Raw genomic sequence first — 23,987 nt, forward strand, 5'->3', positions numbered from 1 at the left:
TTTTTTAAATTTCTCTTCTTAAAGCTGATAATACATTCGTTTTTGTTGCCTTACGTGCCGGGTTCAGCCCTGAGATGATCGCTACCCCTGCGCTGATCACTGTTGCTGTAATCACAAGGCTAAGCGGAATATAGGAAAAAGTAATCGAGAATTGATCGCTTGATCCTCCCTCAGACATGGACGACAAAATGGCTGGGATGATTAAATTAACGGCGAAACTAATCAAATATGAGATGATAATACCGATGATTGATCCGATGACTCCAATATAAGCACTTTCCATTAGGAACATTCGCTTGATAATGGATGGATTCGCGCCAATGGCTTTCATAATCCCAATCTCTTGTGTTCGCTCTGTTACCGCCATGGTCATCGTATTGAAAATACCGATGGCAGAAATAATGACTGCAATACATCCGACAAAAATAAGTCCAATTTTGAAGACTGTAAAGAACATAGCCATTCCTTCTAGCTGATTCGTCACAGAGATGACTTGGTAGCCTTCATCTGTTAGTTTATCCGTGAGTGCACCGACATTGTCGAATTTATCTGCATAAACAGAGGTCATTTTCTCGACATTTCCTGCTTCAGGAGACAGGTCGAGTATTTGGCCAAATTCTTTTTCATAAGCATTCGGAATCAGAATTTTATGATCCTCCTGCCACTCCAAATTCGGCTTTTTCAAAACACCTACTACACGGAAATCAAATGTTTTTTCTTTAACGACTTCATTTTCTTCATTTAGTTTTGGCACTTTGATTTGAATCACTTTATTTAAAATATCCTTCGTGTAGCCTTTAGGCTCCTTCGGTGTTTCTTCACCATTTGACGTCTGGTTTAATTCTTTTTCATAGGCTTCGCGTTCTTTTTTTGTCCACAGTTGCTGCGCCATATGATACCCAACCACAATTTCGTTCGCTGACGTTGGGACTTTTCCTCGGTCTAGTTCAAGCCCTGCTTCTTTTTCTTCTTTCATATCGGTCAAAGCAGCATGTGTTTCACTTGAACGGTCATCGAGCTCGACGTTAACCAATGGAATGATCGATGTTCTTGAGACGACAGATTTCACATGATCATATTTCTTTAAATCATCAATCTTGACGTCTCCTTTTTCTTTTCCTAACACTTTAATTTCTGTGATGATTTGCTGCTTCATAATTTCATCTTGAGCTGATTTTTGCAAACCAAAACCGACAGAAGCTAAAACGATTAAGAAAGAGCATGCCATTGTCGTTGCAAGAATGGTCATAAACACACGCAATCTATTTTTCTTCATATTTCTTCTAATGAATTTGACCTGATCTCTAAATTTCAATGGACTGTTCCCCTTTCTTTAATACACCATCGTGAAGCTGGAACGTTGTGTCTGCGATTGAAGCGACTTCATCGTCATGTGTAATGATGACAAATGTAATTCCTTTTTCACGATTGAGCTGCTGGATAAAGGCTAGAATTTCTCCTTCAGTTTCTGAATCGAGACTCCCTGTAGGTTCATCCGCTAAAATAATAGATGGATTTAAAATCAAGGCTCTTGCAATACTCACACGCTGCTGCTGTCCGCCTGACAGCTCATTTGGGTAATGTCCTGCGTGATGTTCAAGACCTACTCGTTTCAGCATTTCTTTTACTTTCTCTTTTCGTTCAGACGGCTTCACACCTTTTAAAGTGAGCGGAAGTTCAACATTCTCATACGTTGTTAAGCTCCCAATCAACTGAAAGCTTTGAAAGATAAAGCCAAAGTGATCTAAGCGAAAGTCTGCCCATTCTTTTTCATTAAAGCCAGTCACATTGGTGCCATCAATGGTAATTTGTCCACTCGTTGGCGTAATATAACCTGATATTAAGTTCAACAAAGTCGATTTCCCTGAACCACTTCGTCCAACAATACAAGCAATATCGCCTCTTTTAATGGACAGGTCAATCCCTTTTAGTACAGGAATTTCATTTTCCCTGCCTTTTTTACCAATTTTAAATACATGATCTAATGCTTGAATCTGAATCATCTCTACTCCCCTGCTCTCTGTTTATCTTTTTCGATAGATTAAGAAATAACTCGTTAGTGCGCCCACAGCTCCACCGATGAGCATGCCAGCGATATAACCAAATATGGAATTGTCTGAAGAAAATCCAACCCAGCCAAATCCTAGAACTCCGAAGACAATGACCATAATTTGAATTGGTCGATCGATCTTTTGATAAAGAAAGAAGCGGCCATTTCGTTCAATTGGATGTTTTATAAAGCTAATTAAGCCAATTAGATAGAACAGAACCATCATGACAATAGGTATAATGATTTTTTCGCCTGAGAACCAAAGAGGATAATCAGATCGGAAAGGTTCATCTATAATATAGTTGATTGGAGACATAGGCGATATCAAATAAGCGAAGCTCTTATCTAACCAACTTCCACTTGTCTTTATAATAAAATCTAAATGAACAAGCGGTAATCCGATCACTAAAAAGGGTAAAATAGCTGTGCTGAACCCAACGATTGCTTGCGCAATGGAACTTCCGGTTAAAGTACCCGCTGCAAAAAATAAACTATAAAACATCAAGGAGGACACAAGCGAAATGACATAACCGCTATGAAAGCCAGGTGTCTCTAGTGGGTTAAGTCCTAAAATAAGTAAATAAGTAAGAACATAAGAAACGGCATGAACGACTGCAATGATTCCAGCACCTAAGAAAAACTTTGTGTGATAAATTGCACTTCTGCTAAACGGTAAAGATAAGGTAAAGTCCATGTGCCCTTTATTTCTCTCAAATCCCAGCTGAATGACAGCAAAGAAGAGCCCCATTAACCAAGAAAGGGAGAGGAAAGCATCTGTATTAAAGAAATATGAAAAACGCGGTGAATCGACAATACACTCTGTATCGTTTAGACACGTTTGAAAAGAAGAATATTCCATTAAGAATGCGAAGGGTGTCGCAAGCGTAGCAACGAGCATCACTAAAATGAATGTCAGCTCAGACTGCTTCCACTCCTTATATAATAATTGCCGCTTTACCATCTGCGTTTCCCTCCAAACTTCGCAATGAATACTTCTTCTAAATTCACAGGCAGTTCATGCCATACTTTTGGCTTTAGTGACTTCAAGTACTCTTTAGCCTCCACGTCGGTTTTAAGAACAAGCGCTGTATAGAAAACGCCCGCTTGATCCAAAATCGCAACGCCATTTTTACGAATACTTAAGTTCATATCTTCTTCAAAGGCCATTTGGATTTTGACATAGTCATCCTTTAATTCATCTAAATCCATGACACTTGTGAGTTCATTTCCTTCTAAAAATCCGATTCGATTACACATACGCTCAATGTCTTCTAAACGGTGAGATGTAATGAGAATCGATGTTTCACGTTCTGCCACTTCGTCGATCATGAGCTGAAGCACATCATTTCTTGTCACAGCGTCGATTCCATCAGTCGGCTCATCCAATAAAATGACCGCTGGTTTGATCGCAAAGCTTAAAATGAGCGACAGCTGTTTCTTTAATCCTGTCGACAATTCACGATATTTCACTTTTTCCGGGATCTCATACCGGTTCACAAGCTCATTGGCATAAGTTACATCAAATCTCGGATAAATATGCTTTAACAGCTGGACAAGCTGTCCGTAATTGTATCTGTCAAAGAATGGATTCACAACTGGCATAAACACAATATTTTGCTTCACTAGAGGGTGGTCTTTCACCAGCACGTCTTTGAAATAAATCTCTCCTTCATCCGGAAGAAGAATTTGCTGTATCAATCGGAGAAGCGTTGTTTTCCCGGAGCCATTCCGCCCTAACAGACCGAAGATCTCACCTTTTCCTATTTTGAAGGAAACGTCACTGAGGACTTGGCGTCCATTTAAAGTTTTTGATACATTTCTGACCTCAATCAACTTGTTTTCCTCCTTTAAGACTTGAGCCGATCTCTTCTAGCCATTCCTTCAGTTGATGAATATCAATACCGGCATAATGAGCTTCTATGATGAGTTGTCTTAACTGTTCTTTCATCTCGAGCACCTTCCCTTCATTCAGCTTTAACTGAGCACCTTCTGTTACATACGTACCACGGCCTCTTAGCGTTTCAATAATCCCTTCCCGTTCAAGTTCTTTATACGCTTTGCTGACGGTGTTTGGGTTGGCAATAATAATGGTGGCGAGCTCTCTGACAGAGGGCAGTTTGTCACCTGGCTTCATCACGCCTTTTAAACATAAAATTTTGAGCTGCTCAATGATTTGTTCATATATTGGCGCAGCGCTTCTTGGATCTATTTGGATCATGATGGCTCCCTCTTTCCTCATTCATGCTTTTGCAGTCCTATCGCTTGTTCATGTCCTTGCATTAAAGGGACCGAATTGGGTATCAAATCTTTTTGAACTTCAAAACCAATGAAAACGAGAACGAAAAAAAATGTACATGCTAACGCAACAGCCAGCACCATCCACTTCAAATTGATTGGCTTTTTTTCTTTTTTCATGGTTGAACACCTTTCTTCACTTTTTAAGTGTCTGTAGTGTATTAGTTGATGTAGTACACTTAATACAATATAGACACTTAATTGAAAAGTCAAGAGACTCTAGAAAAAAATAGGCTGTTTTCGTAAAGATTGTTGCTCTCTTGATTATACTGTTAAAAGGTTGTTACAGTGGGCATTCGGGAGGCGTTTAAGTATGTGGGAAAATGTTTATGAAGAGTTCAGCAATTTAACCAAATCAGAGCAATTAGCCTTGTTTAACGTAATGAAACAAGACTTGTTTCCAGACGAACCAGATAAAATGACAAAACTACTTAAAAGCATTCGTGAAGCCAGATTTGCTTCTGGTTTATGGTTGTACCCAAAATTGCTGAACGCCTTAAAATACACATTTCCGCCGCATTTTATTGGAGACATAAAATCTTGAACGCATCAGGCAGTTTCGGATTTAATCAACTTTAAGGTATCGTTGAAAGTGATGAAACTTTCTTTCGTGAGTCTATGAAGGGGCGAGAAATCACCCATAGAAAAGCCAAAAAGTGTGGAGAAAAGGACGAAAAGAGAGGTATTTCTAACCTTAAAATGCTGTTGTCGTAGCACAAGACCGTAATGGAAGTGTAATTGCTCGTAAGGCAGGAACAGATCGTGTTAAAGCAGAAGGGTGAGTATATTCACCCTTCTGCTTTGCTATGCACTGAAACAGCAACAAATTATAAAAAGTTCGCAAAGATAACAGGATTACAACATGAACAGTCAATGAGCGTCAAAAACAGCGTGTAAAGAAGTGGATTTACCACATTTAACACGTTAATAATTTTTCATAATCGCCTGTAAAAGTGGATGGAGCGTTCTCAAGGAGTTGCAACAAAATATTTGGACAACTACCTCTACTGGTTCCGATGGCTTGATAAGGAAAAGAATTTAGCATTTGAAAAACGAGTAGAGCAAAGGCTTGTTTTAGCGTGTCAAAAATCTAATTATAGTACAGTTGAGATGTTGAGAAGTGCAATAATAAAAGACCCCAATATTAAGGTCTCTACAAGGTTTTAATTAGATACTATTACTTGGTTTTTGGACTTGCTTTTGAACAGGATTAGCACCCACCATACTAATAAAAATATATAGCCTATAACTGTATAGATAGACCAAACTGCCCCCTGTTGCAATTGACTAAATAAGTGTTCAAATTCATTCATTCCTTCTACTCTACCAATGCTATTTATCAGGCTAATAATCGGAATTGTAACAGTAAATACAATGGTTAGAATGGACAATCCCCTATGTTTATTTTTCACAACACTGAATATTGCAGTTCCAAATGTTGCTAAGAAAAACAAGTAATATAATGCCCAAAACCAATTAGGAAGAGTCTCCAACATTTTTTCTACCCCCTTGATTAAAGATATTTGCAATTTCTTTATATAACATATTTTAACAGAATAAAAACCAATTACAAATATATGTCCAAAAACAACAATCTTTGCGAAAACATCCAAAAAATAAAACAGACCCTTAAAAAAGGATCTGTTCATCAAACATTATCGTAAGAAATTCCTAATATCATTTGGTTTTGCAAGCTCTGAATTTGAACACGCGCCCTGTCTAACCGTTCTCTTTGCTGGTCATTGGCGACATCTTTTAATTTTTCTAATTCGTTGACCGTATTCTCAAGCATGAGCTGTGCTTTAGAAAATTCTTCCTCATTATAATGTTCCTGTCGTGAGCTCAAATCAAATTGCTCACTTGCAAACTCAAGGGTTTCAGTACTTTTTTGGATAAATTCATCGATCGACTGCCTTGTTGCCATCTTACATTCCCTCCATTTCATCATCGCTCCCGCCTATTTTGCCCATATAAAGCTTTTTCACTAAAGAAAATGTTGGACAGATTCAATTGTCCTCCTTCATGATTTTTGTTAAACTTTAAGGATGCCTATTATTACGCAAGGAGGTTACTGACTTGGATCAGCATAACCCTTTTTTATATTCAAACAGCGAAAAACGTTATCACACATGGAACTACCATTTACGTGAACATTTTGGTCATAAAGTATTTAAAGTAGCCTTAGACGGCGGCTTTGACTGCCCAAACCGTGATGGTACCGTAGCCCACGGCGGCTGTACATTTTGCAGTGCCGCTGGTTCTGGTGATTTTGCAGGAAACCGGGCTGATGATCTCATCACTCAATTTAATGAAATCAAAGACCGGATGCATACAAAATGGAAAGACGGAAAATACATGGCGTATTTTCAGGCGTATACAAACACACACGCGCCGCTTCCTGTCCTAAAAGAAAAATATGAAACCGTCATGAACCTGGATGGTGTCGTAGGTCTATCCATTGCAACAAGACCTGACTGTCTGCCTGATGACGTAGTGGAGTATTTAGCCGAATTAAACGAACGCACTTACCTATGGGTAGAGCTCGGTCTTCAAACGGTACATGAACGAACAGCTATGCTCATTAACCGTGCTCATGATTATGAATGCTACGTTGAAGGTGTAGAAAAGCTGAGAAAACACGGAATTCGTGTCTGCTCGCATATTATCAACGGATTGCCTCTTGAAAACCGGGACATGATGATGGAAACAGCAAAAGCTGTTGCGGATTTAGATGTGCAAGGAATTAAAATTCATTTGCTTCACCTTTTAAAAGGGACCCCAATGGTTAAGCAATACGAAAAAGGAAAGCTTGAGTTTTTAAGTCAGGAGGAATATGTTCAGCTTGTTTGTGATCAGCTGGAGATTCTGCCGCCAGAAATGATTATTCATCGTATTACAGGAGACGGCCCAATTGAATTAATGGTTGGTCCAATGTGGAGTGTAAACAAGTGGGAAGTACTAAATGCCATTAATGCTGAGCTCGAAAGACGTAACAGCTACCAAGGGAAACGTTTCGTCAGATTGGAAGAAGCAGCAAAATGATTTTGAAACGCATGCTTCCTTTTAGTAAAGAGCTGTTGGAACGCGCGTGTCAAAAAGGCGACATCGTTATAGATGCAACAATGGGAAACGGCCACGATACACTCTATTTAGCTGACCTTGTAGGAACTGATGGACAAGTGTTTGCATTCGACGTGCAAGAGGAAGCCTTGCAGCAGACAAGCAAAAGGCTTGGCGATCAATATCCTTACGTTCACCTGATCCATGATGGACATGAAAAAATGGCGGAGCATCTGCCGAAGGATGTTTATGGACATATATCTGGTGCAGTGTTTAACCTTGGGTATCTGCCTGGAGGCGATAAAGCCGTTACCACTCAGGCGCATACAACCATTGAAGCGATTAAACAACTCCTCGAATGGCTCAAACCCGGAGGACTGATCGTCCTTGTGATCTACCATGGACATCCCGAAGGTAAAAGAGAAAAAGAAGTGCTTCTCGACTATTGCAGATCACTGTCTCATGAAGAAGTACAAGTTTTATCATATCAATACATGAATATTCAAAACGACCCGCCTTTTGTGGTCGCAATTGAAAAAAAGCTAAAATGATGTGCATTTTAGCTTTTTTTCTTCTTTTCAGCGTGATAGAAAACCTTTGCAGACCTGACACCGAAGGCGAGGGTTTGTCTACACGCTAAAGCTCAAATCTTATTGGATTTGAGCTTTTTATGATGATTTCATCCAAGGCATTTTCTGATAGGTCCGATAGGCTCTTCCGTTAATATAGAAAAAGAACGATGTTTTCCCGCTTGATTTGATCAGCCTTTTTGCCAGCTTGTTCATCTCTTTTTGGGCTGTCACTTTTTCATCGGACAAATAGACCGCCAGTAATCCTCTGTTAATCAATTTGTGAAAGTTCTCATGCGGAATGCCTTTCAGCTGCTCATCCGCTTTTTCGATAAAATGCTGTAGTCTATCCATCATCTCATGATGAGAGTCATAGTATGAGCAAAAGTTCAGATCTCCCCCAAGCCGGTCCTCTTCTTGATCAATTAAATAATCGAGTAATATGTGCAGACCTTGAATATAAGGGAAATAGCTTTCGTAAATTTGCTTCGCCTGCTTTTCTGTAAAATCGGGCTGCAGCGCATACGCCACAAGACAGAATATCCCTAACGTTGATCCAGCACAAGCTGAAAACTCATACCATTCCATCTTCGGCAAATCTTTTTCATATTGGCGGAACCACGACTCTAGCCTTGGCACTCGCTCATGAGGAACAACGTGCTTATGTACTTGCAGATCACTATAGTAATCACACAGCGTATGTAAATATGGCTGAATGATTGGATAATGCTCAACGCGCGTAAGCACGTCTTGACATGTGCGGACAAGCGCATGTAAGTATCCATGATCCTCTTGATCCTCACGGAATTGATAATATGGCTTGAGCTCAGCATGAATATCAAGCGCATCTCTCATCGCTTGATGTAGCATATGAAAATCCTTTGGATCAAGCGACGTGCTGCGGTCACATAGGTTATCTAAGTAATCACTGATGGTTTGATATGCCACGATGAATTCAATACACGTTTCTTTCTCTTCACCTGCTAGAAGTGATAAAATACCTCCGCCTTCACAGTGAAACGTTTTACTAGATATGCTCGCTAGTGCCTGCGTTCTCAGTTCTTCATTTTCAATCATTTCTGCATGAGCCCGCCACTTTTTCAGCTCCTGATGAACAAGCGGAAAAATATCTTTATACACCTTTGTCATCAGTGCAAAAGGACGCTCTGGTACTGACAAATCACTCCACCCCCAACTTAAAGCTCGCAATCAAATATATTGATCGGTAAAGGCTCTTGCCGCCTTAAATACATCTTCTCTTTCCGGTTCATTAAAAATTTCGTGATACAGCTCTTCCCATTCACGGTATGATTTATTGGTTGATTCTATGCCATTGAACCATTTGATCACCCTTGTTTTATCGACGATCTTATCATCGCCAGCCTGCATTAAAAGGAGCGGGATCGATTTAAAGACATTCGTCGGCTGCATCGCTGCATCGATATTTTTGATCAGCTCTCGATACCAGCGAACCGACACCTTTGTCACGTAAAGAGAATCATTTGAGTCTGCCTCAATGACCGCTTGATTTCGTGTCGCTAGTTCAATCGACAGCCCTGACTCTACTTTAAAAGACGGTGCCAGCACATTTAGACCTTTTGACGCAAAATCCATCAGCTTCTTCGGTTTAAATTGCAGACCTAAACAAGGTGATGATAAAATAAGGCCATTCAACTTCGTATGGGTATACTGCTTCATCCACTCAATTGAAATGAGTCCACCCATACTGTGTCCAAGTAAAAATGTAGGAAGCCTGAATGATTTCGCATGTTCGATCCATTCATCGACTGTATCAATGTATTCTTGAAATGAACGAATGTGGCCTCGCGCACGTGTCGATGTGCCTTGCCCAGGCAAGTCACCCATGACGACATGATAGCCTGCATTCCGCCACATTTCAATCAGCCATTTATATCGGCCGTGATATTCACTCGCACCATGTACAATCACAATTGTACCAACTGGTCTTTCAGCATGCCAAGTCCACAAAGTAAACACCTCACAAATGTTGTATTAAGAAAGGAAGTCGAAAAAGTGATTTATCCATATCATCAGTTTACACCTGAGATTCATGAATCGGTCTTTGTCGCAGAAAACGCCACCATTACCGGTGATGTCACAATTGGAGAATATTCGAGCGTGTGGTTCCAAACTGTCATCAGAGGCGATGTCGCACCTGTGAGAATTGGAAAGAACGTCAACATTCAAGATTTATCGTGCCTGCATCAAAGTCCTGGAAAAACACTTCTTATTGAAGATGGTGCTACCATTGGACACCAAGTCACATTACATAGCTCAATCATTCGAAAAAATGCCCTCATTGGCATGGGGTCCATCATTCTCGATGGTGCGGAGATTGGCGAAGGCGCCTTTATCGGTGCAGGAAGTCTTGTCCCTCAAGGCAAGGTCATCCCAAAAGGATCACTCGCTTTTGGCCGTCCAGCCAAAGTCGTTCGGCTGTTAACAGATGAAGACATTCAAGACATGGACCGAATCCGCAGAGAATATGTAGAAAAAGGACAATACTATCGTTCCCTTTTATCTCGTTAACATCATACGTGTATCTTCACTTTATCATGTTTTTTTCAGGATATTAAGCAATAACTATGAACCGCTTGTTATTTTACCCTTTTCCACCGCTTTCTATCATGACAAAAAAGGTTTTCAGCACAAAGCTGAAAACCTTTTTTCATTAACTGAAGATGACTTCTTTTGGTTGATGATTCAATTGCTCTGGATCAATACTGCGCTCCACATAAATGCTGTGCCAAATCATAAAGATCAGAACGGTCCAAATCTTACGGCTATGATCTGCCTTACCAGCACAATGTTCATTTAATAAATCAAGCACATACGCTTTGTTAATATATTCGTCCGTTTGACTGTTTTTAATGATGTCTTTCGCCCAAGCGTTCATCTCATTTTTCAGCCAATGACGAATTGGAACAGGGAAGCCCAGCTTCTTGCGGTTTAACACGTGATCAGGCACAATGCCTTCTGCTGCTTTACGCAATAAATATTTCGTTGTGCCATCTTTTGTTTTCAGCTCTTCTGGAATTTTAGAAGCCGCTTCAAATACGACCTTATCAAGGAATGGAACACGAAGCTCAAGGGAATTCGCCATTGTCATCTTATCTGCTTTCAATAAGATGTCACCGCGCATCCACGTATGAATATCAACATATTGCATTTTGTTAATATCACTGTAGCCTGCACTTTCCTCGAAGTATGTCTTCGTCACATCACGATATGTAATGTTCGGATCATACTGCTTTAAGAGATTTTTCTTTACTGGCTCTTCAAAGATTTTCGCATTACCGATATAACGCTCCTCTAATGGTGTACAGCCGCGGACGATAAAGCTTTTTCCTTTCATTCCTTCTGGCATTAAGCGCGCCAGACGAAGAAGAAGCTTTTTCAGCATAGATGGAACAGATTCAAATGGTTTAAGAGAAAGCGGCTCACGGTAAATATTATATCCACCGAACAGCTCGTCTGCTCCCTCACCAGAAAGAACAACCGTCACTTGTTTCTTCGCTTCCTTTGCCACGAAGTACAATGGAATCGCCGCCGGATCAGCTAAAGGATCATCTAAATGCCAAACAATTTTTGGAAGCTCATTCATATATTCCTCAGGAGAAATCACAGCGCTGAAGTTTTGTAAGCCCAGCTTATCAGCCGTTTCCTTCGCCACATCAACTTCACTAAAGCCATCCTGCTGGAAACCAACAGAAAACGTCTTCAGCTCAGGATGAAATTCCTTTGCGACAGATACGATGAAAGAAGAATCGATACCACCTGATAGGAATGAACCAACAGGAACATCACTTCTCATGTGAATTTTCACAGAATCATAGATTGCATCGCGGACTTCTTCAATCAGCTTTTGTTCTTGTGTTTGTTCAGGCTTGAATTGAACTTTCCAGTAAGTCTTAAATTCAATCTCCTGTCCTGGGCGTAAAGTAAACTGATGACCAGGCTCTACTTTGTGCACCTTTTGATCAAGTGTATTTGGCTCAGGTACGAACTGGAATGACATGTATTGCTGTAAGGATGTCTCATCAAATAAAATGTTCTCGTTCACTGCCATCAAGCTTTTGCGTTCAGACGCAAAGTACACTTGCTCATCCATTTGTGTAAAATAAAGCGGTTTGATGCCAAAAGGATCTCTTGCGCCATATAATAATTGCGCTTCTTTATCCCAAATTAAAAATGCAAACATGCCGCGAAGCTTTGAAGCCGCTTCTTCTTTATAATGACGGTATGTGGCAAGAAGTACTTCCGTATCTGAATCTGTGCTGAATGTATAGCCTTTTTTCACAAGCTCTTCCTTCAGCTCCACATAGTTATAAATTTCTCCGTTGAAAATAATCCAGTACTTTTCATCTTCATAAGAAAGCGGCTGCTTTCCGTGCTCAACATCTATAATACTTAAACGTCTAAATCCAAATCCTACATGCTCATCATGAAAGTAACCCTCATCATCCGGACCGCGATGAACGATGAGACGATTCATTTGTTTAATTAGCTCTTCCTGTTCAGTAGTTTCGGACAATGGACGGTGATTAAATACACCAACAAACCCACACATATTATTGCCTCCACGTTATGTTATTTCTTAAAAGTAGACCTATAATTAGACAGTATTTTGTCCGATTTTGTTTCACATTTTTTCGGTTTTTGTAGATTTTTTTTTAATCAAAAGGAAAACCGCTTAAAATAAGCGGTTTTCTATGTTGTTATTGTTCCAATGCTTCTTTACGAAGTGTTTCGGCTTTATCCGTTTTTTCCCACGGAAGATCTAAGTCGTGACGGCCGAAATGTCCGTATGCAGCTGTTTGTTTGTAGATCGGACGGCGCAGGTCAAGCATTTTAATAATGCCAGCTGGACGAAGATCAAAGTTTGCACGAACCACTTCAATTAATTTTTCTTCAGAAGCTTTTCCTGTTCCGAATGTATCAATTGAAATCGATACAGGCTGTGCAACACCAATTGCATAAGCAAGCTGTACTTCACAAGAATCTGCAAGGCCGGCAGCTACGATGTTTTTCGCTACGTAACGAGCAGCATATGCCGCAGAACGGTCAACCTTCGTTGCATCCTTACCTGAGAAAGCACCGCCGCCATGACGAGCATATCCGCCATACGTATCAACGATGATTTTACGTCCAGTTAAACCAGCATCCCCTTGAGGTCCACCGATCACGAAACGGCCAGTTGGGTTAATAAAGTATTTTGTCTGTTCATCAATCAGTTCACTTGGAACGACAGGGCTGATGACATGCTCTTTTAAGTCACTTTGGATTTGTTCAAGCGTCACTTCTGGTGCATGCTGCGTAGAAATAACCACTGTGTCAATACGAACTGGTTTGTTTTGCTCATCATATTCAACTGTGACTTGTGTTTTTCCGTCTGGACGAAGGTATGCAAGTGTCTCATTCTTGCGTACTTCTGTTAAACGGCGAGATAATTTATGCGCTAGTGAAATCGGCAGCGGCATGAGCTCTTCGGTTTCGTTGTTGGCAAAACCAAACATCAATCCTTGGTCACCTGCACCAATCGCATCAATTTCTTCTTCAGTCATTGTTCCTTCACGTGCTTCAAGCGCTTTGTCTACACCTTGCGCAATATCAGCAGACTGTTCATCAATTGATGTAAGGACCGCACATGTTTCCGCATCAAAACCATATTTCGCACGTGTGTAGCCAATTTCCTTAATTGTGTCACGCACCGTCTTTGGAATATCGACATAAGTAGACGTTGTAATTTCACCGCTTACTAATACGAGACCGGTTGTAACAGAAGTTTCACAGGCAACACGTGCATTTGGATCTTTCTTTAAAATTTCATCCAAAATGCTGTCTGAAATTTGATCACAGATTTTATCCGGATGTCCTTCTGTCACTGATTCTGAAGTAAATAAACGACGATTTTGACTCATAATGGCTATTTCCTCCTGTACAAGACCACATCATCCCAAGATGAGGCCTCCAATATGATACGGAACTCGTTCCCTCTTATATTTAATAACGTTTATATTAGAGATGTTATTGGCAATTTGTTCATATGATATCCCAAAAATAAAAAAACCATTTCCTTCATTGCGAGGAAAGGGTCTGAGATCGCATGCCTTTCACTCTTATCGCTCAAGGTGTTCTTGTACCTTGCATCAGGTTAGCACCTTGGTTTCTCAGCATGTTCATGCCTTTTTCATAAGAAACCGGTTGCTGGGCTTCATCGGGCCTGTCCCTCCACCAACTCGGGATAAGAGTATCCGTTCAATAAGATATCTTATCTTAAACCCTTGCGTCATGTCAATGCTTCATAAGAATTATCTCCCTCTTTTTTCTCCTCACCATTAGCATCACCAAAAAGCATATTTTCATAGCAGAAATGAAAAAACACACACAAAAATTTTTAAATAGTATAGACTATTATTATTAATGTGTTATACTAATCGAAACAAACAAATTCAACGGTAAAGGAAGGGTTTTTTTATGAACTCAGTGGATTTAAAAGAAGATTTGCAGTCATTGCTCTCATTAGAAAATACGCACCAAAATTTATCTGTTCCGAAACTTGTTGAAAAGATTTTGGCACGTAATGAAGGCGTTTTAACATCAACAGGAGCTGTCCGCGCGACAACTGGAGCCTACACAGGACGTTCGCCTAAAGATAAATTTATCGTCAAAGAAGAAAGCTCTGAACATAAAATCGATTGGGGTCAAGTCAACCAGCCGATCTCCAAAGAAGCATTTGACCGTTTATATACAAAGGTTGTGTCATACTTAAAAGAACGTGATGAACTATTCGTCTTTGAAGGGTTTGCAGGCGCTGATGAAAGATATCGTATGCCAATTACAGTTGTAAACGAATTCGCATGGCACAATCTTTTTGCCAAGCAGCTATTTATCAGACCTGACGGGTCAACACCTTCTTCAAATGAAAAACCTTTCACCATCTTATCTGCACCGCACTTCAAAGCAGATCCTGCAACAGATGGCACAAACTCTGAAACGTTTATCATCGTTTCTTTTGAAAAACGCACGATTCTTATCGGTGGAACAGAATATGCAGGAGAAATGAAAAAGTCCATTTTCTCTGTGATGAACTACCTGCTTCCTGAGCAAGATATTTTATCCATGCACTGCTCAGCAAACGTAGGTCAAGAAGGCGATGTAGCCTTATTCTTTGGACTTTCAGGTACTGGGAAAACGACGCTTTCTGCAAGCGCAAGCCGCAAGCTGATCGGAGACGATGAACACGGCTGGTCTGGCACAGGGGTCTTTAATATCGAGGGCGGATGCTATGCGAAATGTGTGAACTTAAGTGAAGAAAAAGAACCACAGATCTACAAAGCGATCAGCTTCGGATCAGTTCTTGAAAACGTTGTGCTTGATGAAGAAACACGTGAAGCGGATTATGATGATACATTCTTTACTGAAAATACACGCGCTGCTTACCCAATCGAAATGATTGATAACATCGTGAAACCAAGTATCGCAGGACATCCATCTGCCATTGTTTTCTTAACAGCTGATGCGTTTGGCGTCTTACCTCCAATCAGCCGTTTAACAAAAGAACAGGCAATGTACCATTTCTTGAGCGGGTACACAAGTAAATTAGCGGGAACTGAGCGCGGTGTCACATCACCAGAAACGACATTCTCAACTTGCTTCGGTTCACCATTCCTCCCGCTTCCAGCTCATGTCTATGCTGAAATGCTTGGCAAAAAGATCGATGAGCACGGTGCTAAAGTATTCCTTGTGAATACAGGCTGGACTGGCGGAGGCTATGGTACAGGCAAACGAATGAATCTCGCTCATACAAGAGCAATGGTGCAGGCAGCAATCGAAGGTGACCTTGACAATGCTGAAATGATCACTGATGACATCTTCGGACTACACATCCCGCTTCATATTCCTGGTGTACCAGATGAAGTGCTTCAACCTGCTAAAACATGGGATGATCAAAAGGCTTATCAAGAAAAAGCACACTTCCTTGCCAATGAATTTAAAAAGAACTTCCAAAAATTCAGTCACGCGGCAAGTGACATTGAAGCCAAAGGCGGACCACTCGTATAACCAACTAAAAAAAGCTGAGGAGATTCAATCCCTCAGCTTTTTTTAGTTTGTTGAATGCAATGACACAAGGCGGTATGTCACCTTCGTGACATTGTCTGTCAGCTCTAGTTTTTCAACATGTGCTGTCCCTGTTTTTTCTCCGTCTTTCGTTTTGCGCACCTCAAGTGGAATATTTAATGGATAAATGCGGTATCCATCCTTCATGAGTTCAAATACATTTTCTTCAATTCTTGTCTCTTTTCCCTTTGTGACAATCATTGTATTAAATTCAACAGGCATTCCCATAATGAAAATCCCCCTACTTTCTATATTTCGTTATAATGCTTATTTTAACACATTTCCGCTTTTTCGGCTGTGCATCCATGTGGTCAGCCTTCTCACAATTTCTCGATTATGCTGCGGCGGGAAATAGTGGTTGTATCCATGGAAATACCACGTCTCCACAGACTTCCCGTGCTGGCGCAGTGCATCTTCTAACAAATATGCATGCTCAATCGATACATTTTGGTCCTCTTCTCCGTGGATGATCAGGACAGGTGCTTCAATTTGATCCACATCATTTAAAGGGGTTCTGTTTTCATATGCCTCTGGCACCTTATGCGGCGGACCGCCAATCACACGTTTCATCATCCGTCTCATATCCACACGCTCTTCATAAGTAAGTTTCATGTCACTGACGCCTCCCCATGTGACAAAGGAAGCCGCCTCCTGTTTCATTTCTACAGCGGTCCAGATGCCCATAATACCGCCTCGCGAAAAACCAAAGATATGAATGCGATCCTTCTTCACTTTTTTGTGCTGCTTTAACAGCTGAAAGGCAGCAAAAGCATCTTTTCGATCTTCTCCGGCAAAATCTTCGTTCCCTTCGCCTCCTTGGTTTCCCCGGTAAAAGGGAGCAAAGACGACAAAACCCTGCGCGGCAAATTGCACAATCCGGCCAGGTCTGACCATCCCCACATTTTTAATGCCGCCTCGTAAGTACAAAAAGCCGTCGTAGAGACCTTCTCCGGCCGGCTCAGCGAGCAGTCCTTTCATCCGAAGTCCATCTGCCTCATAGGTCACTGTATATAAGTGAATATGCGGATGGGGCGACGGAAACCTTCTTTTTTCCACAATCACTCGATTTCTCTCCTTTTCATCTCTGTTTACGTCCATTGCTTCAGCATCGCTTCTGCGACAAGCTGGCCTGATTTTGTCACCATTGGCGTGCCGCCGCCTGGATGACTTGTTCCCCCAACAAACCAAAGTCCTTCAATGTCCTTTGACTGATTATTGATGCGAAAGAACGCCTGTTTGAATGAGTTTGAAGACATGCCATAAATGGCTCCACGATATGCCCCCGTTTTCTGCTGCAGATCGAGCGGGGTTTGAACCGCTTCATATTCGATCAGCTCATCCAAACCAAAAAGACCTTTTTCCATTAATTTGTTTTTTACATGCTGACGATATGTCTCCTTTAGCATGTCCCAATCTTGCTCATTTGTCACATAAGGTGCATTGGCCAGTACAAACAGGTTGCTTCTTTCCGGTCCTCCGCTTAAAGCTGGTTCTGAATGACCTGAATAGCATATGTAAAGCGTCGGGTCTTGAGGCAGTTGTTTTTTCTGAAAAATATCCTTGAATTCTTGCTCATAATCCTCAGGGAAAAACACATTGTGATGAGCCAGCTGCTCATAGACTTTAGGTACACCTAATAAAAGAACAAAGCCAGACAACGACGGTTCAATACCAGCCAGTTTTTGATTTAAAAAACGAGGACGGTCTTTTTCATCTATAAGATGACGGTATACAGTCAGCGCATCTGCTCCTGCAATGACTTGATCTGCCTCATACATCTGCTGATCCGTCTCCACTCCTTTGATCCGCCGACCCTTCACATGAATCTTGTTTACTTGTTCATTGAGGTGAATCTGAACGCCTAATTCTTTTGCCAGTGTCTCAAATGCCTCAACTAAACGATACGTACCGCCTTGTATTCCATAAATCCCTTTCTCCCCTTCTAAATATGCCATCATGTTAAAAATAGCCGGCGCTTCGTAGGGAGAAGAGCCGATATAAGTGGCATACCGTCCAAACATCGCCAATGTATGGGGATGACGGAAATATTGACGCAGCAGGCGCTGAACGGATGTGAACGGTTTGACAGCGAGAAGTGCTTTCATCAGCTTTAAATCCGCCTTATCCTTCCAGCTCAATAACAAACGATTTAAAAACTGCTCCTCTGCCTTTTGAAAAAGCGTCTTTGATTCCTGTAAAAATGCGCGGTATTGCTTCGCATCTTCAGGACTGAATACAGCAATTTGTGACTCCATTTGCTCAATATTCGGCGTAAACTCGACCATATGGCCATCTGAAAAATTATTTTTGGTCAGCGGAGAAATCGGATAAAAGGTCACATAATCCTCCATCCGTCTATGACAGGCTGTAAACACTTCTTCAAAATATGCCTTCATTGTAATGGTACTCGGTCCTAAATCAAAAGAGTAGCCTGCCTCGTGATGGCGCTGCAATTTCCCGCCTAAAGCCGCTTCTTTTTCTAAAATGGTGACCTGAACCCCGCGTGACTGGAGACGGATCGCGGCTGATAATCCGCCAAGTCCGCCTCCGATGATGATCACTTTTTTCATTCGTACCTTCTCCCTTTCCATTCATACCCTTCTTTTTTCAGACCGATTTTCATAGAAGCAAAACCGATAGCAATCAGGCTTAAAATACTGACAGGCAATAAAAAAGCCATCGCAGATGTCCGCCCATTTTCAGTATCTATTGCCGCTTTAATCGACACACCCAGCCCATAGCAAAGAATCGCTAAACATATGCTCAAAACATCCAGCTGAAACAATGCGATCATGAAACAAATGACAGGAACCAAATAAAGGAGGGTGTATAAACAAAAGACACTGCTTAACAAAGCAATGCTTCGATTCACACCTGGGAATAAATTTTTCCGGTAACCTTCCCAAACCTCTTGTCCACTCTCATACATTCTCATATACACAAATGGATGAATGCTTGCAAGTGTGAACGGAAAGCCTTTTTCCTTCACACGTCTAGCCAAGGCCATATCATCAACTAGTGAATCCTTGATCGCTTCATGCCCGCCAATATCGTGATAACAATTCTTTTCAATGGCAATAAAACCACCATGTGCTGCGGCAAAAGCGGGGTTCTTAGATTTCCTTACCCATTTCACTGGCAGATGACAGCCAATGGTAAACATCATCATAGGAACCACAAGATGCTCAAAAAATGTACCTGTTTTCTGTTCTGGAAAACCTGACAGCATGCCCGTTTTTTGCATGCATAACTGCTTGTACACTGATTCAACTGCCCCTTTTTTTAATCGGACATCCGCATCTAAAAATAGCAGCCAGTCAGAAGCAGCAGCTTCCGCGAGCTGAGAACAGGCATATGATTTACCAAGCCAGCCGCGCTTTAATGGTTGACCTGACTGGACACGGATCCACGGGTATCTTTCTGCAAAGCGTTCCACCATCGCTCTTGTCTGATCTGTCGAATGGTCATCAAGAACGATGAGCTCTTTCGGGTAAAGACGTTGATCAACGATCGACTGAAGACAGGCTTCGATCCGATTTTCCTCATTTCGCGCTGGAATCAGAATTGATAACGAAATAGGTTCACCCGGTGGAAAGGATGCTGGCTTTAAAACAGGAAGCTGCCTCATATTCCATATGGTGAAAATAAACTGACAGAGCAAGAGTACACTGATCACAGTTAGGAAGACCGCCATGTTTTCACCCACTTTTTAAAGGAATCAAACGCATCACTTGTTGACTGACTTGTCCTTGTCATCTGTCTAAATTCTTGATTGTTTGAAAAATCAGGATCTGCGATGACCTGTGCTTGATGTGCGTTTAGCTGCGTTTCAAGCAGATCTCTGAGCAGATGCGTCACGTCCTTGCTTCGAAGTGCCCCGCCAGATACTAAGGTATCTTCCCCAAACAAAGCAGATACTGTCGGCTTTTGAAATTGATTAAATGTATAATGCAAGGTCACAGGCTTCACCACGACTTGCTCAAATTGTCTCACTAAAAATGAAGCCCCGCCCTCTAATTCAAGCGGCCGCATGTCCTGATGCATGATTTTCCCCTGTGGAAAAAGCCATACAGCCCCGCCAGCCTGCATGTTTTCTCTAGCCGTCATTAATGCTTGCTTCACACTTTTCAGATTCTCTTTCTGAACCGGAAAGGCACCTAGCTTACGAAAAAAGGCATATTGCTTCAGCTGCTTCTCTTCCATCATCATATAGTGATCGAGTTCGGACGCTTTTTCTGTTAAAAGAAAGAGGATCAGTCCATCCCACCATGAGCTATGATTGGCGAGATAAAGAACAGGCAGCTTCTCGTTTGGGTCCACAGCGCCTTTCATCATCACGCAGCGAAAATGTTTATGAAGTAAATACCGCTCAAGATAAAGAGAAAATATACGTCTAAACGATCGGCTTTTGTCGCTTTCTTTCAAATTGAACCCTTCCTTCACACAAAATAACAATGATCAGTGCTAAATAAAAAATAACCTCGAGCCCGCCCTTTAATGCCAGCACACCAAAAAAGAACACCATTGCCTGATAAATACGGCTCGTCCAGTTCAGAGCCTTTTGATCAATCTGAACAAGCGGGAAGAGAAAGGAAAGTCCTGCTCCAATCATACCCCAGCTCACAAAATTCTCAAAAGGAATACCATAAAAACCACCGCCGTCATACCACACCCAAAATTTCCGTTCAGCTGCTACTGGGTCTAATATGAGGTCAAGCAAGACAATCCATATCCCCGTTTCGACCGCTCGTTTCCACTTCGACTGCTGACTGGATAAAAAAAGACTGTTTAAAAATACTCCAACCCATGCAAAAGCAATGGTTAAAGGCACCCCTGCCACTAGAAAACCTAACGTTGGATAATAGTCATAAGCCCCGAAAGGAAACCCGGTTGTGATCCCAATCCATTCAACCGTAAATGTCAGCACGCCGACAATGGCTGCCCGTTTGATCACAATTCCCCATGAACCATAAATATTTCGCCCAATCTCTATCACACAGCAGGCATACAGCACAAGGAAAATGCCATTTGCAAATTGAAGCCATGCTGGCACCTCAAAAAAGACCATTAATATGAGCCCTATTAAATACCACCCAAGAAATACCCAACTCACTCTATACACGAAACCGCCCCTTTATTTCTTCCAAATTCAAGAAAGTATTCATGCTTCTAGTATAGAAAAAAAGACACGTTCTATAAATAAACAATGCGCTTCTTATTTTCATCTAGGCACTCACCAAAAATCCCTTTTGACATACTTTAATTAGTGATCTAGAACAAAGGAGGCGAATTACTCTTGAATCGTTCCATCAAAGTCAGACTGGCATTCATCGTCGTTGTCCTGCTCTTTATTCCATTTGTCGCCTGTAAAAAAGAACAAGAGCAGACCGTACAAGTAGCCGAGGTGACCCATTCGGTTTTTTATGCTCCGCTATATGTTGCCTTATCTGAGGACTTCTTCAAAGAAGAAGGGCTAGAGGTTGAATTAAAAACGACTTGGGGCGGCGATAAAACGATGACAGCTCTCTTATCCGGTGGTGCAGATATTGCCCTGACCGGTTCTGAATCCTCTATCTATGTAGAGGCTCAAGACTCAAAAGACTCTGTCATCAACTTTGCACAGCTGACACAAACAGACGGTACATTTCTTGTTTCAAGGGAGAAAGTGAGCGAATTCTCTTGGAATCAATTAAAAGGAAAAGACTTTCTTGGACAGCGGAAAGGCGGCATGCCGCAAATGGTCGGTGAATATGTCCTGAAAAAGGAAGGCATTGATGTAAAAAAGGATCTCCGCATGATTCAAAATATTGATTTTGCCAATATTTCAGGTGCTTTCTCCTCTGGAACTGGCGATTTTGTGCAGTTATTCGAACCGACAGCATCCTTAATTGAAAAAGAAGGCAAAGGGTACATCACCGCCTCCTTTGGAGAGGCTTCCGGAAAGGTGCCGTATACCACCTTCATGGCAAAGAAAAGTTACTTAGAGGAAAACAAAGAGACAGCAGAAGCCTTCACTCGTGCCATTTACAAAGCGCAGAAATGGGTGGAAGCCAAGCAGCCGGAGGAGATTGCCAAAACCATTCAATCTCATTTTCCTGACACAGAACTTGATGTCTTATCAACAGCCATTAAACGCTACAAACAGCAGGAATCCTATGCAACAGATCCCCTTCTGAATGAAGAGGAATGGAACAAATTGCAGGAAATTATGAAGGAGAGCGATGAATTGCCGAAATTTATCCCGTACAAACAACTTGTCGATTCATCCATTGCAAAGAAGGTCACAGAACATAAATAGAATAGGAGGTAGCACATGTCTTTCCTTCAAATTGACCATGTGACCCACACGTACTTCTCTTTAAAAGAAAAAACAACGGCCATACAGCACATCAATATGGAGATAGACCAAGGAGAATTTATCTCATTTATTGGTCCCAGCGGTTGCGGAAAAACCACCCTGCTGTCTATCATTGCAGGAATAACGCCGCCTTCTGAAGGCCGAATTTTAATCGAAGGAAAAGAACCGAATCAAAAGGAGCATCAAATCGGCTACATGCTCCAGCAGGATTATTTGTTCCCTTGGAAAACCATCAAGGAAAATATCATTCTCGGATTGAAAATTACCAAACAAGATTCACATGAAGCCACCTCCGCCGCTCTTGGCTTACTGCCTAAGCTTGGCCTTCATGATGTAGAGGAAAAATACCCGAAAGAGCTGTCAGGCGGTATGAGGCAGCGTGCGGCTCTCGCCCGAACGCTTGCAGTGAATCCCGGTCTGCTTTTACTAGACGAACCCTTTTCAGCTCTAGACTACCAAACCAAACTAACATTAGAGGATCTCGTCTTTCATACACTCAAAGACTATCAAAAAACAGCGGTCCTTGTGACACATGACATTGGCGAAGCCATTGCGATGAGTGACCGCATTTTCTTATTCTCAAAGCATCCTGGCTCGATTCAGCGGATTTTTACCGTTCCAGATGATCTGAGGACTCTTTCTCCTTTCGAAGCAAGACAGACCCAGAGTTTCCAAGAGCTCTTTCAAACGATTTGGAAGGAGCTGAAAACCGTTGAAACACAGTGATCTTTTACATGAAGCCTATCGCAAAAAATACCGAATGGAAAAACGCATGACCCGAATCTATCAATTCATTATTTTCGCCAGCTTCTTTTCGCTTTGGGAGCTTGCCAGTCATTTTCGTCTCATCGATCCACTGATATTTAGTTCACCATCTGCGGTCTGCCAATTGTTTGTCCAAAAAATATCCGATGGGTCTTTAGTGAATCATATGAGTATTACATTATTTGAAACGATGCTCGGATTTCTACTTGGTACCTTTTGCGGCATTTTGCTTGCTGCCGCCTTATGGTGGTCCACCCGCCTGGCAAACGTTCTTGATCCTTATTTAGTCATTTTAAATGCCATGCCAAAAGTTGCCCTCGCCCCGATTTTAATTGTTGCCCTTGGGCCTGGCATGATCAGTATCGTTGCCATGGGCGCAATCATTAGTGTGATCATTACGACGATCGTCATTTATACAGCCTTTCAAGAGGTCGATGAGAATTATTTAAAGGTGATGAAAACCTTTGGTGCGAAAAAAAGCGTCGTCTTTCGCGAGGTCATTTTACCAGCTAGTATTCCAACGATGATTTCTGCGATCAAAGTCAATGTCGGCCTTTCTTGGGTTGGGGTTATTGTGGGGGAATTTCTTGTTTCCTCAAAAGGGCTCGGCTACATGATCATTTACGGCTTTCAAGTCTTCAACTTTACACTCGTGTTCTTAAGTCTTTTCATTATTGCTGTGTTTGCGACCATCATGTACCAGCTTGTGGAATGGCTCGAACGCCGTTTTCTTCAAAAATAAAAAAGC

The 23,987-nt window shown here is 41.6% G+C and carries 25 protein-coding genes, 1 pseudogene and 1 riboswitch; of the genes and pseudogenes, 8 read left to right on the plus strand and 18 right to left on the minus strand.

Annotated features, from left to right (window positions below; all coding sequences use genetic code 11):
- Positions 1-4 precede the first annotated feature (4 nt).
- From NSQ72_RS13470 to NSQ72_RS13495, 6 genes are read right to left on the minus strand one after another with little or no spacing between them, the layout of a single operon-like run.
- A complete protein-coding gene (locus NSQ72_RS13470) occupies positions 5-1,315 on the minus strand; it encodes an ABC transporter permease (protein WP_341084282.1) in 1,311 nt (436 codons plus the stop codon).
- On the minus strand, positions 1,305-2,003 hold the full coding sequence (locus NSQ72_RS13475) for an ABC transporter ATP-binding protein (protein WP_039180816.1): 699 nt from the start codon (positions 2,001-2,003) through the stop codon (positions 1,305-1,307). The genes NSQ72_RS13470 and NSQ72_RS13475 overlap by 11 nt, the downstream gene beginning before the upstream one ends.
- A 21-nt stretch (positions 2,004-2,024) precedes the next feature.
- A complete protein-coding gene (locus NSQ72_RS13480; RefSeq protein WP_099663562.1) occupies positions 2,025-3,011 on the minus strand; it encodes an ABC transporter permease subunit in 987 nt (328 codons plus the stop codon).
- Positions 3,005-3,883, minus strand: coding sequence for an ATP-binding cassette domain-containing protein (locus NSQ72_RS13485; RefSeq protein ID WP_041086754.1), 879 nt, complete (start codon positions 3,881-3,883; stop codon positions 3,005-3,007). The genes NSQ72_RS13480 and NSQ72_RS13485 overlap by 7 nt, the downstream gene beginning before the upstream one ends.
- Positions 3,876-4,268: a GntR family transcriptional regulator gene (locus NSQ72_RS13490; protein WP_019743690.1), complete on the minus strand. Its 393-nt coding sequence runs from the start codon at positions 4,266-4,268 to the stop codon at positions 3,876-3,878. Before NSQ72_RS13490 ends, NSQ72_RS13485 begins: the two co-directional genes overlap by 8 nt.
- A gap of 17 nt (positions 4,269-4,285) precedes the next feature.
- Positions 4,286-4,465: a hypothetical protein gene (locus tag NSQ72_RS13495; protein WP_039180825.1), complete on the minus strand. Its 180-nt coding sequence runs from the start codon at positions 4,463-4,465 to the stop codon at positions 4,286-4,288.
- Positions 4,466-4,658: 193 nt separating this feature from the next.
- Between NSQ72_RS13495 and NSQ72_RS13500 the strand changes: the two are divergent.
- Positions 4,659-5,512: pseudogene (locus NSQ72_RS13500) on the plus strand (IS1595 family transposase).
- Here the strand turns inward: NSQ72_RS13500 and NSQ72_RS13505 are convergent.
- Complete coding sequence (locus NSQ72_RS13505) at positions 5,509-5,841, minus strand: hypothetical protein (protein WP_039183270.1); 333 nt, start codon at positions 5,839-5,841, stop codon at positions 5,509-5,511. The pseudogene NSQ72_RS13500 and the gene NSQ72_RS13505 sit on opposite strands and share 4 nt — an antisense overlap.
- A 152-nt stretch (positions 5,842-5,993) precedes the next feature.
- Positions 5,994-6,269 carry a YtzC family protein gene (locus NSQ72_RS13510; protein WP_039180834.1) on the minus strand — a complete coding sequence of 92 codons (276 nt, stop codon included), beginning with the start codon at positions 6,267-6,269 and terminating at the stop codon, positions 5,994-5,996.
- A 152-nt stretch (positions 6,270-6,421) separates the two neighbouring features.
- Here NSQ72_RS13510 and NSQ72_RS13515 point away from each other — a divergent pair, with 152 nt between their 5' ends.
- Both NSQ72_RS13515 and NSQ72_RS13520 read left to right on the plus strand, forming a co-directional pair.
- On the plus strand, positions 6,422-7,387 hold the full coding sequence (locus NSQ72_RS13515; protein ID WP_017358356.1) for a TIGR01212 family radical SAM protein: 966 nt from the start codon (positions 6,422-6,424) through the stop codon (positions 7,385-7,387).
- Positions 7,384-7,956 (plus strand): tRNA (mnm(5)s(2)U34)-methyltransferase, encoded by a 573-nt coding sequence (locus NSQ72_RS13520; RefSeq protein WP_341084284.1) that lies wholly within the window; start codon positions 7,384-7,386, stop codon positions 7,954-7,956. Before NSQ72_RS13515 ends, NSQ72_RS13520 begins: the two co-directional genes overlap by 4 nt.
- 117 nt (positions 7,957-8,073) lie before the next feature.
- Here the strand turns inward: NSQ72_RS13520 and NSQ72_RS13525 are convergent, their stop codons facing one another.
- Both NSQ72_RS13525 and NSQ72_RS13530 read right to left on the minus strand, forming a co-directional pair.
- Positions 8,074-9,153: a tetraprenyl-beta-curcumene synthase family protein gene (locus NSQ72_RS13525; RefSeq protein ID WP_039180839.1), complete on the minus strand. Its 1,080-nt coding sequence runs from the start codon at positions 9,151-9,153 to the stop codon at positions 8,074-8,076.
- A gap of 30 nt (positions 9,154-9,183) precedes the next feature.
- A complete protein-coding gene (locus NSQ72_RS13530; protein ID WP_024424906.1) occupies positions 9,184-9,963 on the minus strand; it encodes an alpha/beta hydrolase in 780 nt (259 codons plus the stop codon).
- A gap of 45 nt (positions 9,964-10,008) precedes the next feature.
- Between NSQ72_RS13530 and NSQ72_RS13535 the strand changes: the two genes are divergently transcribed.
- Positions 10,009-10,524, plus strand: a complete 516-nt coding sequence (locus NSQ72_RS13535) for a gamma carbonic anhydrase (protein ID WP_047203523.1) — start codon at positions 10,009-10,011, stop codon at positions 10,522-10,524.
- A 142-nt stretch (positions 10,525-10,666) separates the two neighbouring features.
- On the opposite strand, the gene asnB is transcribed toward NSQ72_RS13535, so the two are convergent.
- Positions 10,667-12,565 (minus strand): asparagine synthase (glutamine-hydrolyzing), encoded by a 1,899-nt coding sequence (gene asnB / locus NSQ72_RS13540; RefSeq protein ID WP_024426217.1) that lies wholly within the window; start codon positions 12,563-12,565, stop codon positions 10,667-10,669.
- 148 nt (positions 12,566-12,713) lie between these two features.
- Entirely contained in the window at positions 12,714-13,916 is a 1,203-nt protein-coding gene (gene metK / locus NSQ72_RS13545) for a methionine adenosyltransferase (protein WP_341084286.1), read from the minus strand.
- Positions 13,917-14,111: 195 nt separating this feature from the next.
- Positions 14,112-14,246, minus strand: a riboswitch (SAM riboswitch).
- 226 nt (positions 14,247-14,472) lie between these two features.
- On the opposite strand from metK, the gene pckA reads away from it, so the two are divergent.
- Positions 14,473-16,059 carry a phosphoenolpyruvate carboxykinase (ATP) gene (pckA, locus tag NSQ72_RS13550; protein WP_039180849.1) on the plus strand — a complete coding sequence of 529 codons (1,587 nt, stop codon included), beginning with the start codon at positions 14,473-14,475 and terminating at the stop codon, positions 16,057-16,059.
- A gap of 42 nt (positions 16,060-16,101) precedes the next feature.
- On the opposite strand, the gene NSQ72_RS13555 is transcribed toward pckA, so the two are convergent.
- Genes NSQ72_RS13555 through NSQ72_RS13580 form a run of 6 tightly spaced genes read right to left on the minus strand, consistent with a single transcriptional unit; the run spans position 16,102 to position 21,238 of the window.
- Positions 16,102-16,344 (minus strand): DUF2584 domain-containing protein, encoded by a 243-nt coding sequence (locus tag NSQ72_RS13555; protein WP_025092385.1) that lies wholly within the window; start codon positions 16,342-16,344, stop codon positions 16,102-16,104.
- A gap of 39 nt (positions 16,345-16,383) precedes the next feature.
- A complete protein-coding gene (locus tag NSQ72_RS13560; protein ID WP_144490428.1) occupies positions 16,384-17,178 on the minus strand; it encodes an alpha/beta hydrolase family protein in 795 nt (264 codons plus the stop codon).
- A gap of 26 nt (positions 17,179-17,204) precedes the next feature.
- On the minus strand, positions 17,205-18,686 hold the full coding sequence (locus NSQ72_RS13565) for a phytoene desaturase family protein (RefSeq protein ID WP_260774642.1): 1,482 nt from the start codon (positions 18,684-18,686) through the stop codon (positions 17,205-17,207).
- Positions 18,683-19,810, minus strand: coding sequence for a glycosyltransferase (locus NSQ72_RS13570; RefSeq protein WP_341084289.1), 1,128 nt, complete (start codon positions 19,808-19,810; stop codon positions 18,683-18,685). Before NSQ72_RS13570 ends, NSQ72_RS13565 begins: the two co-directional genes overlap by 4 nt.
- On the minus strand, positions 19,795-20,541 hold the full coding sequence (locus tag NSQ72_RS13575) for a lysophospholipid acyltransferase family protein (RefSeq protein ID WP_151284030.1): 747 nt from the start codon (positions 20,539-20,541) through the stop codon (positions 19,795-19,797). Before NSQ72_RS13575 ends, NSQ72_RS13570 begins: the two co-directional genes overlap by 16 nt.
- The gene (locus NSQ72_RS13580) at positions 20,510-21,238 is read right to left on the minus strand and encodes a carotenoid biosynthesis protein (RefSeq protein ID WP_341084290.1); all 729 of its coding nucleotides are present in this window, start codon (positions 21,236-21,238) and stop codon (positions 20,510-20,512) included. The genes NSQ72_RS13575 and NSQ72_RS13580 overlap by 32 nt, the downstream gene beginning before the upstream one ends.
- 174 nt (positions 21,239-21,412) lie before the next feature.
- Between NSQ72_RS13580 and NSQ72_RS13585 the strand changes: the two genes are divergently transcribed.
- Genes NSQ72_RS13585 through NSQ72_RS13595 form a run of 3 tightly spaced genes read left to right on the plus strand, consistent with a single transcriptional unit; the run spans position 21,413 to position 23,981 of the window.
- Complete coding sequence (locus NSQ72_RS13585; protein ID WP_341084292.1) at positions 21,413-22,414, plus strand: ABC transporter substrate-binding protein; 1,002 nt, start codon at positions 21,413-21,415, stop codon at positions 22,412-22,414.
- A 15-nt stretch (positions 22,415-22,429) separates the two neighbouring features.
- A complete protein-coding gene (locus NSQ72_RS13590) occupies positions 22,430-23,200 on the plus strand; it encodes an ABC transporter ATP-binding protein (protein WP_144490433.1) in 771 nt (256 codons plus the stop codon).
- A gap of 34 nt (positions 23,201-23,234) precedes the next feature.
- On the plus strand, positions 23,235-23,981 hold the full coding sequence (locus NSQ72_RS13595; protein ID WP_422388274.1) for an ABC transporter permease: 747 nt from the start codon (positions 23,235-23,237) through the stop codon (positions 23,979-23,981).
- Positions 23,982-23,987 lie beyond the last annotated feature (6 nt).

This window comes from Bacillus sp. FSL R5-0659 (assembly GCF_038008785.1).
Taxonomy (GTDB): Bacteria; Bacillota; Bacilli; order Bacillales; family Bacillaceae; genus Bacillus; species Bacillus safensis.

Bases quoted from the DNA above. Each gene is read 5' to 3' on its own strand.
- NSQ72_RS13555 (WP_025092385.1), bottom strand. From the start codon at position 16,344: ATGGGAATGCCTGTTGAATTTAATACAATGATTGTCACAAAGGGAAAA.
- NSQ72_RS13475 (WP_039180816.1), bottom strand. From the start codon at position 2,003: ATGATTCAGATTCAAGCATTAGATCATGTATTTAAAATTGGTAAAAAA.
- pckA (WP_039180849.1), top strand. From the start codon at position 14,473: ATGAACTCAGTGGATTTAAAAGAAGATTTGCAGTCATTGCTCTCATTA.
- NSQ72_RS13490 (WP_019743690.1), bottom strand. From the start codon at position 4,268: ATGATCCAAATAGATCCAAGAAGCGCTGCGCCAATATATGAACAAATC.
- NSQ72_RS13505 (WP_039183270.1), bottom strand. From the start codon at position 5,841: ATGTTGGAGACTCTTCCTAATTGGTTTTGGGCATTATATTACTTGTTT.
- metK (WP_341084286.1), bottom strand. From the start codon at position 13,916: ATGAGTCAAAATCGTCGTTTATTTACTTCAGAATCAGTGACAGAAGGA.
- asnB (WP_024426217.1), bottom strand. From the start codon at position 12,565: ATGTGTGGGTTTGTTGGTGTATTTAATCACCGTCCATTGTCCGAAACT.
- NSQ72_RS13565 (WP_260774642.1), bottom strand. From the start codon at position 18,686: ATGAAAAAAGTGATCATCATCGGAGGCGGACTTGGCGGATTATCAGCC.
- NSQ72_RS13480 (WP_099663562.1), bottom strand. From the start codon at position 3,011: ATGGTAAAGCGGCAATTATTATATAAGGAGTGGAAGCAGTCTGAGCTG.
- NSQ72_RS13510 (WP_039180834.1), bottom strand. From the start codon at position 6,269: ATGGCAACAAGGCAGTCGATCGATGAATTTATCCAAAAAAGTACTGAA.
- NSQ72_RS13520 (WP_341084284.1), top strand. From the start codon at position 7,384: ATGATTTTGAAACGCATGCTTCCTTTTAGTAAAGAGCTGTTGGAACGC.
- NSQ72_RS13495 (WP_039180825.1), bottom strand. From the start codon at position 4,465: ATGAAAAAAGAAAAAAAGCCAATCAATTTGAAGTGGATGGTGCTGGCT.
- NSQ72_RS13595 (WP_422388274.1), top strand. From the start codon at position 23,235: ATGGAAAAACGCATGACCCGAATCTATCAATTCATTATTTTCGCCAGC.
- NSQ72_RS13590 (WP_144490433.1), top strand. From the start codon at position 22,430: ATGTCTTTCCTTCAAATTGACCATGTGACCCACACGTACTTCTCTTTA.
- NSQ72_RS13570 (WP_341084289.1), bottom strand. From the start codon at position 19,810: ATGGCGGTCTTCCTAACTGTGATCAGTGTACTCTTGCTCTGTCAGTTT.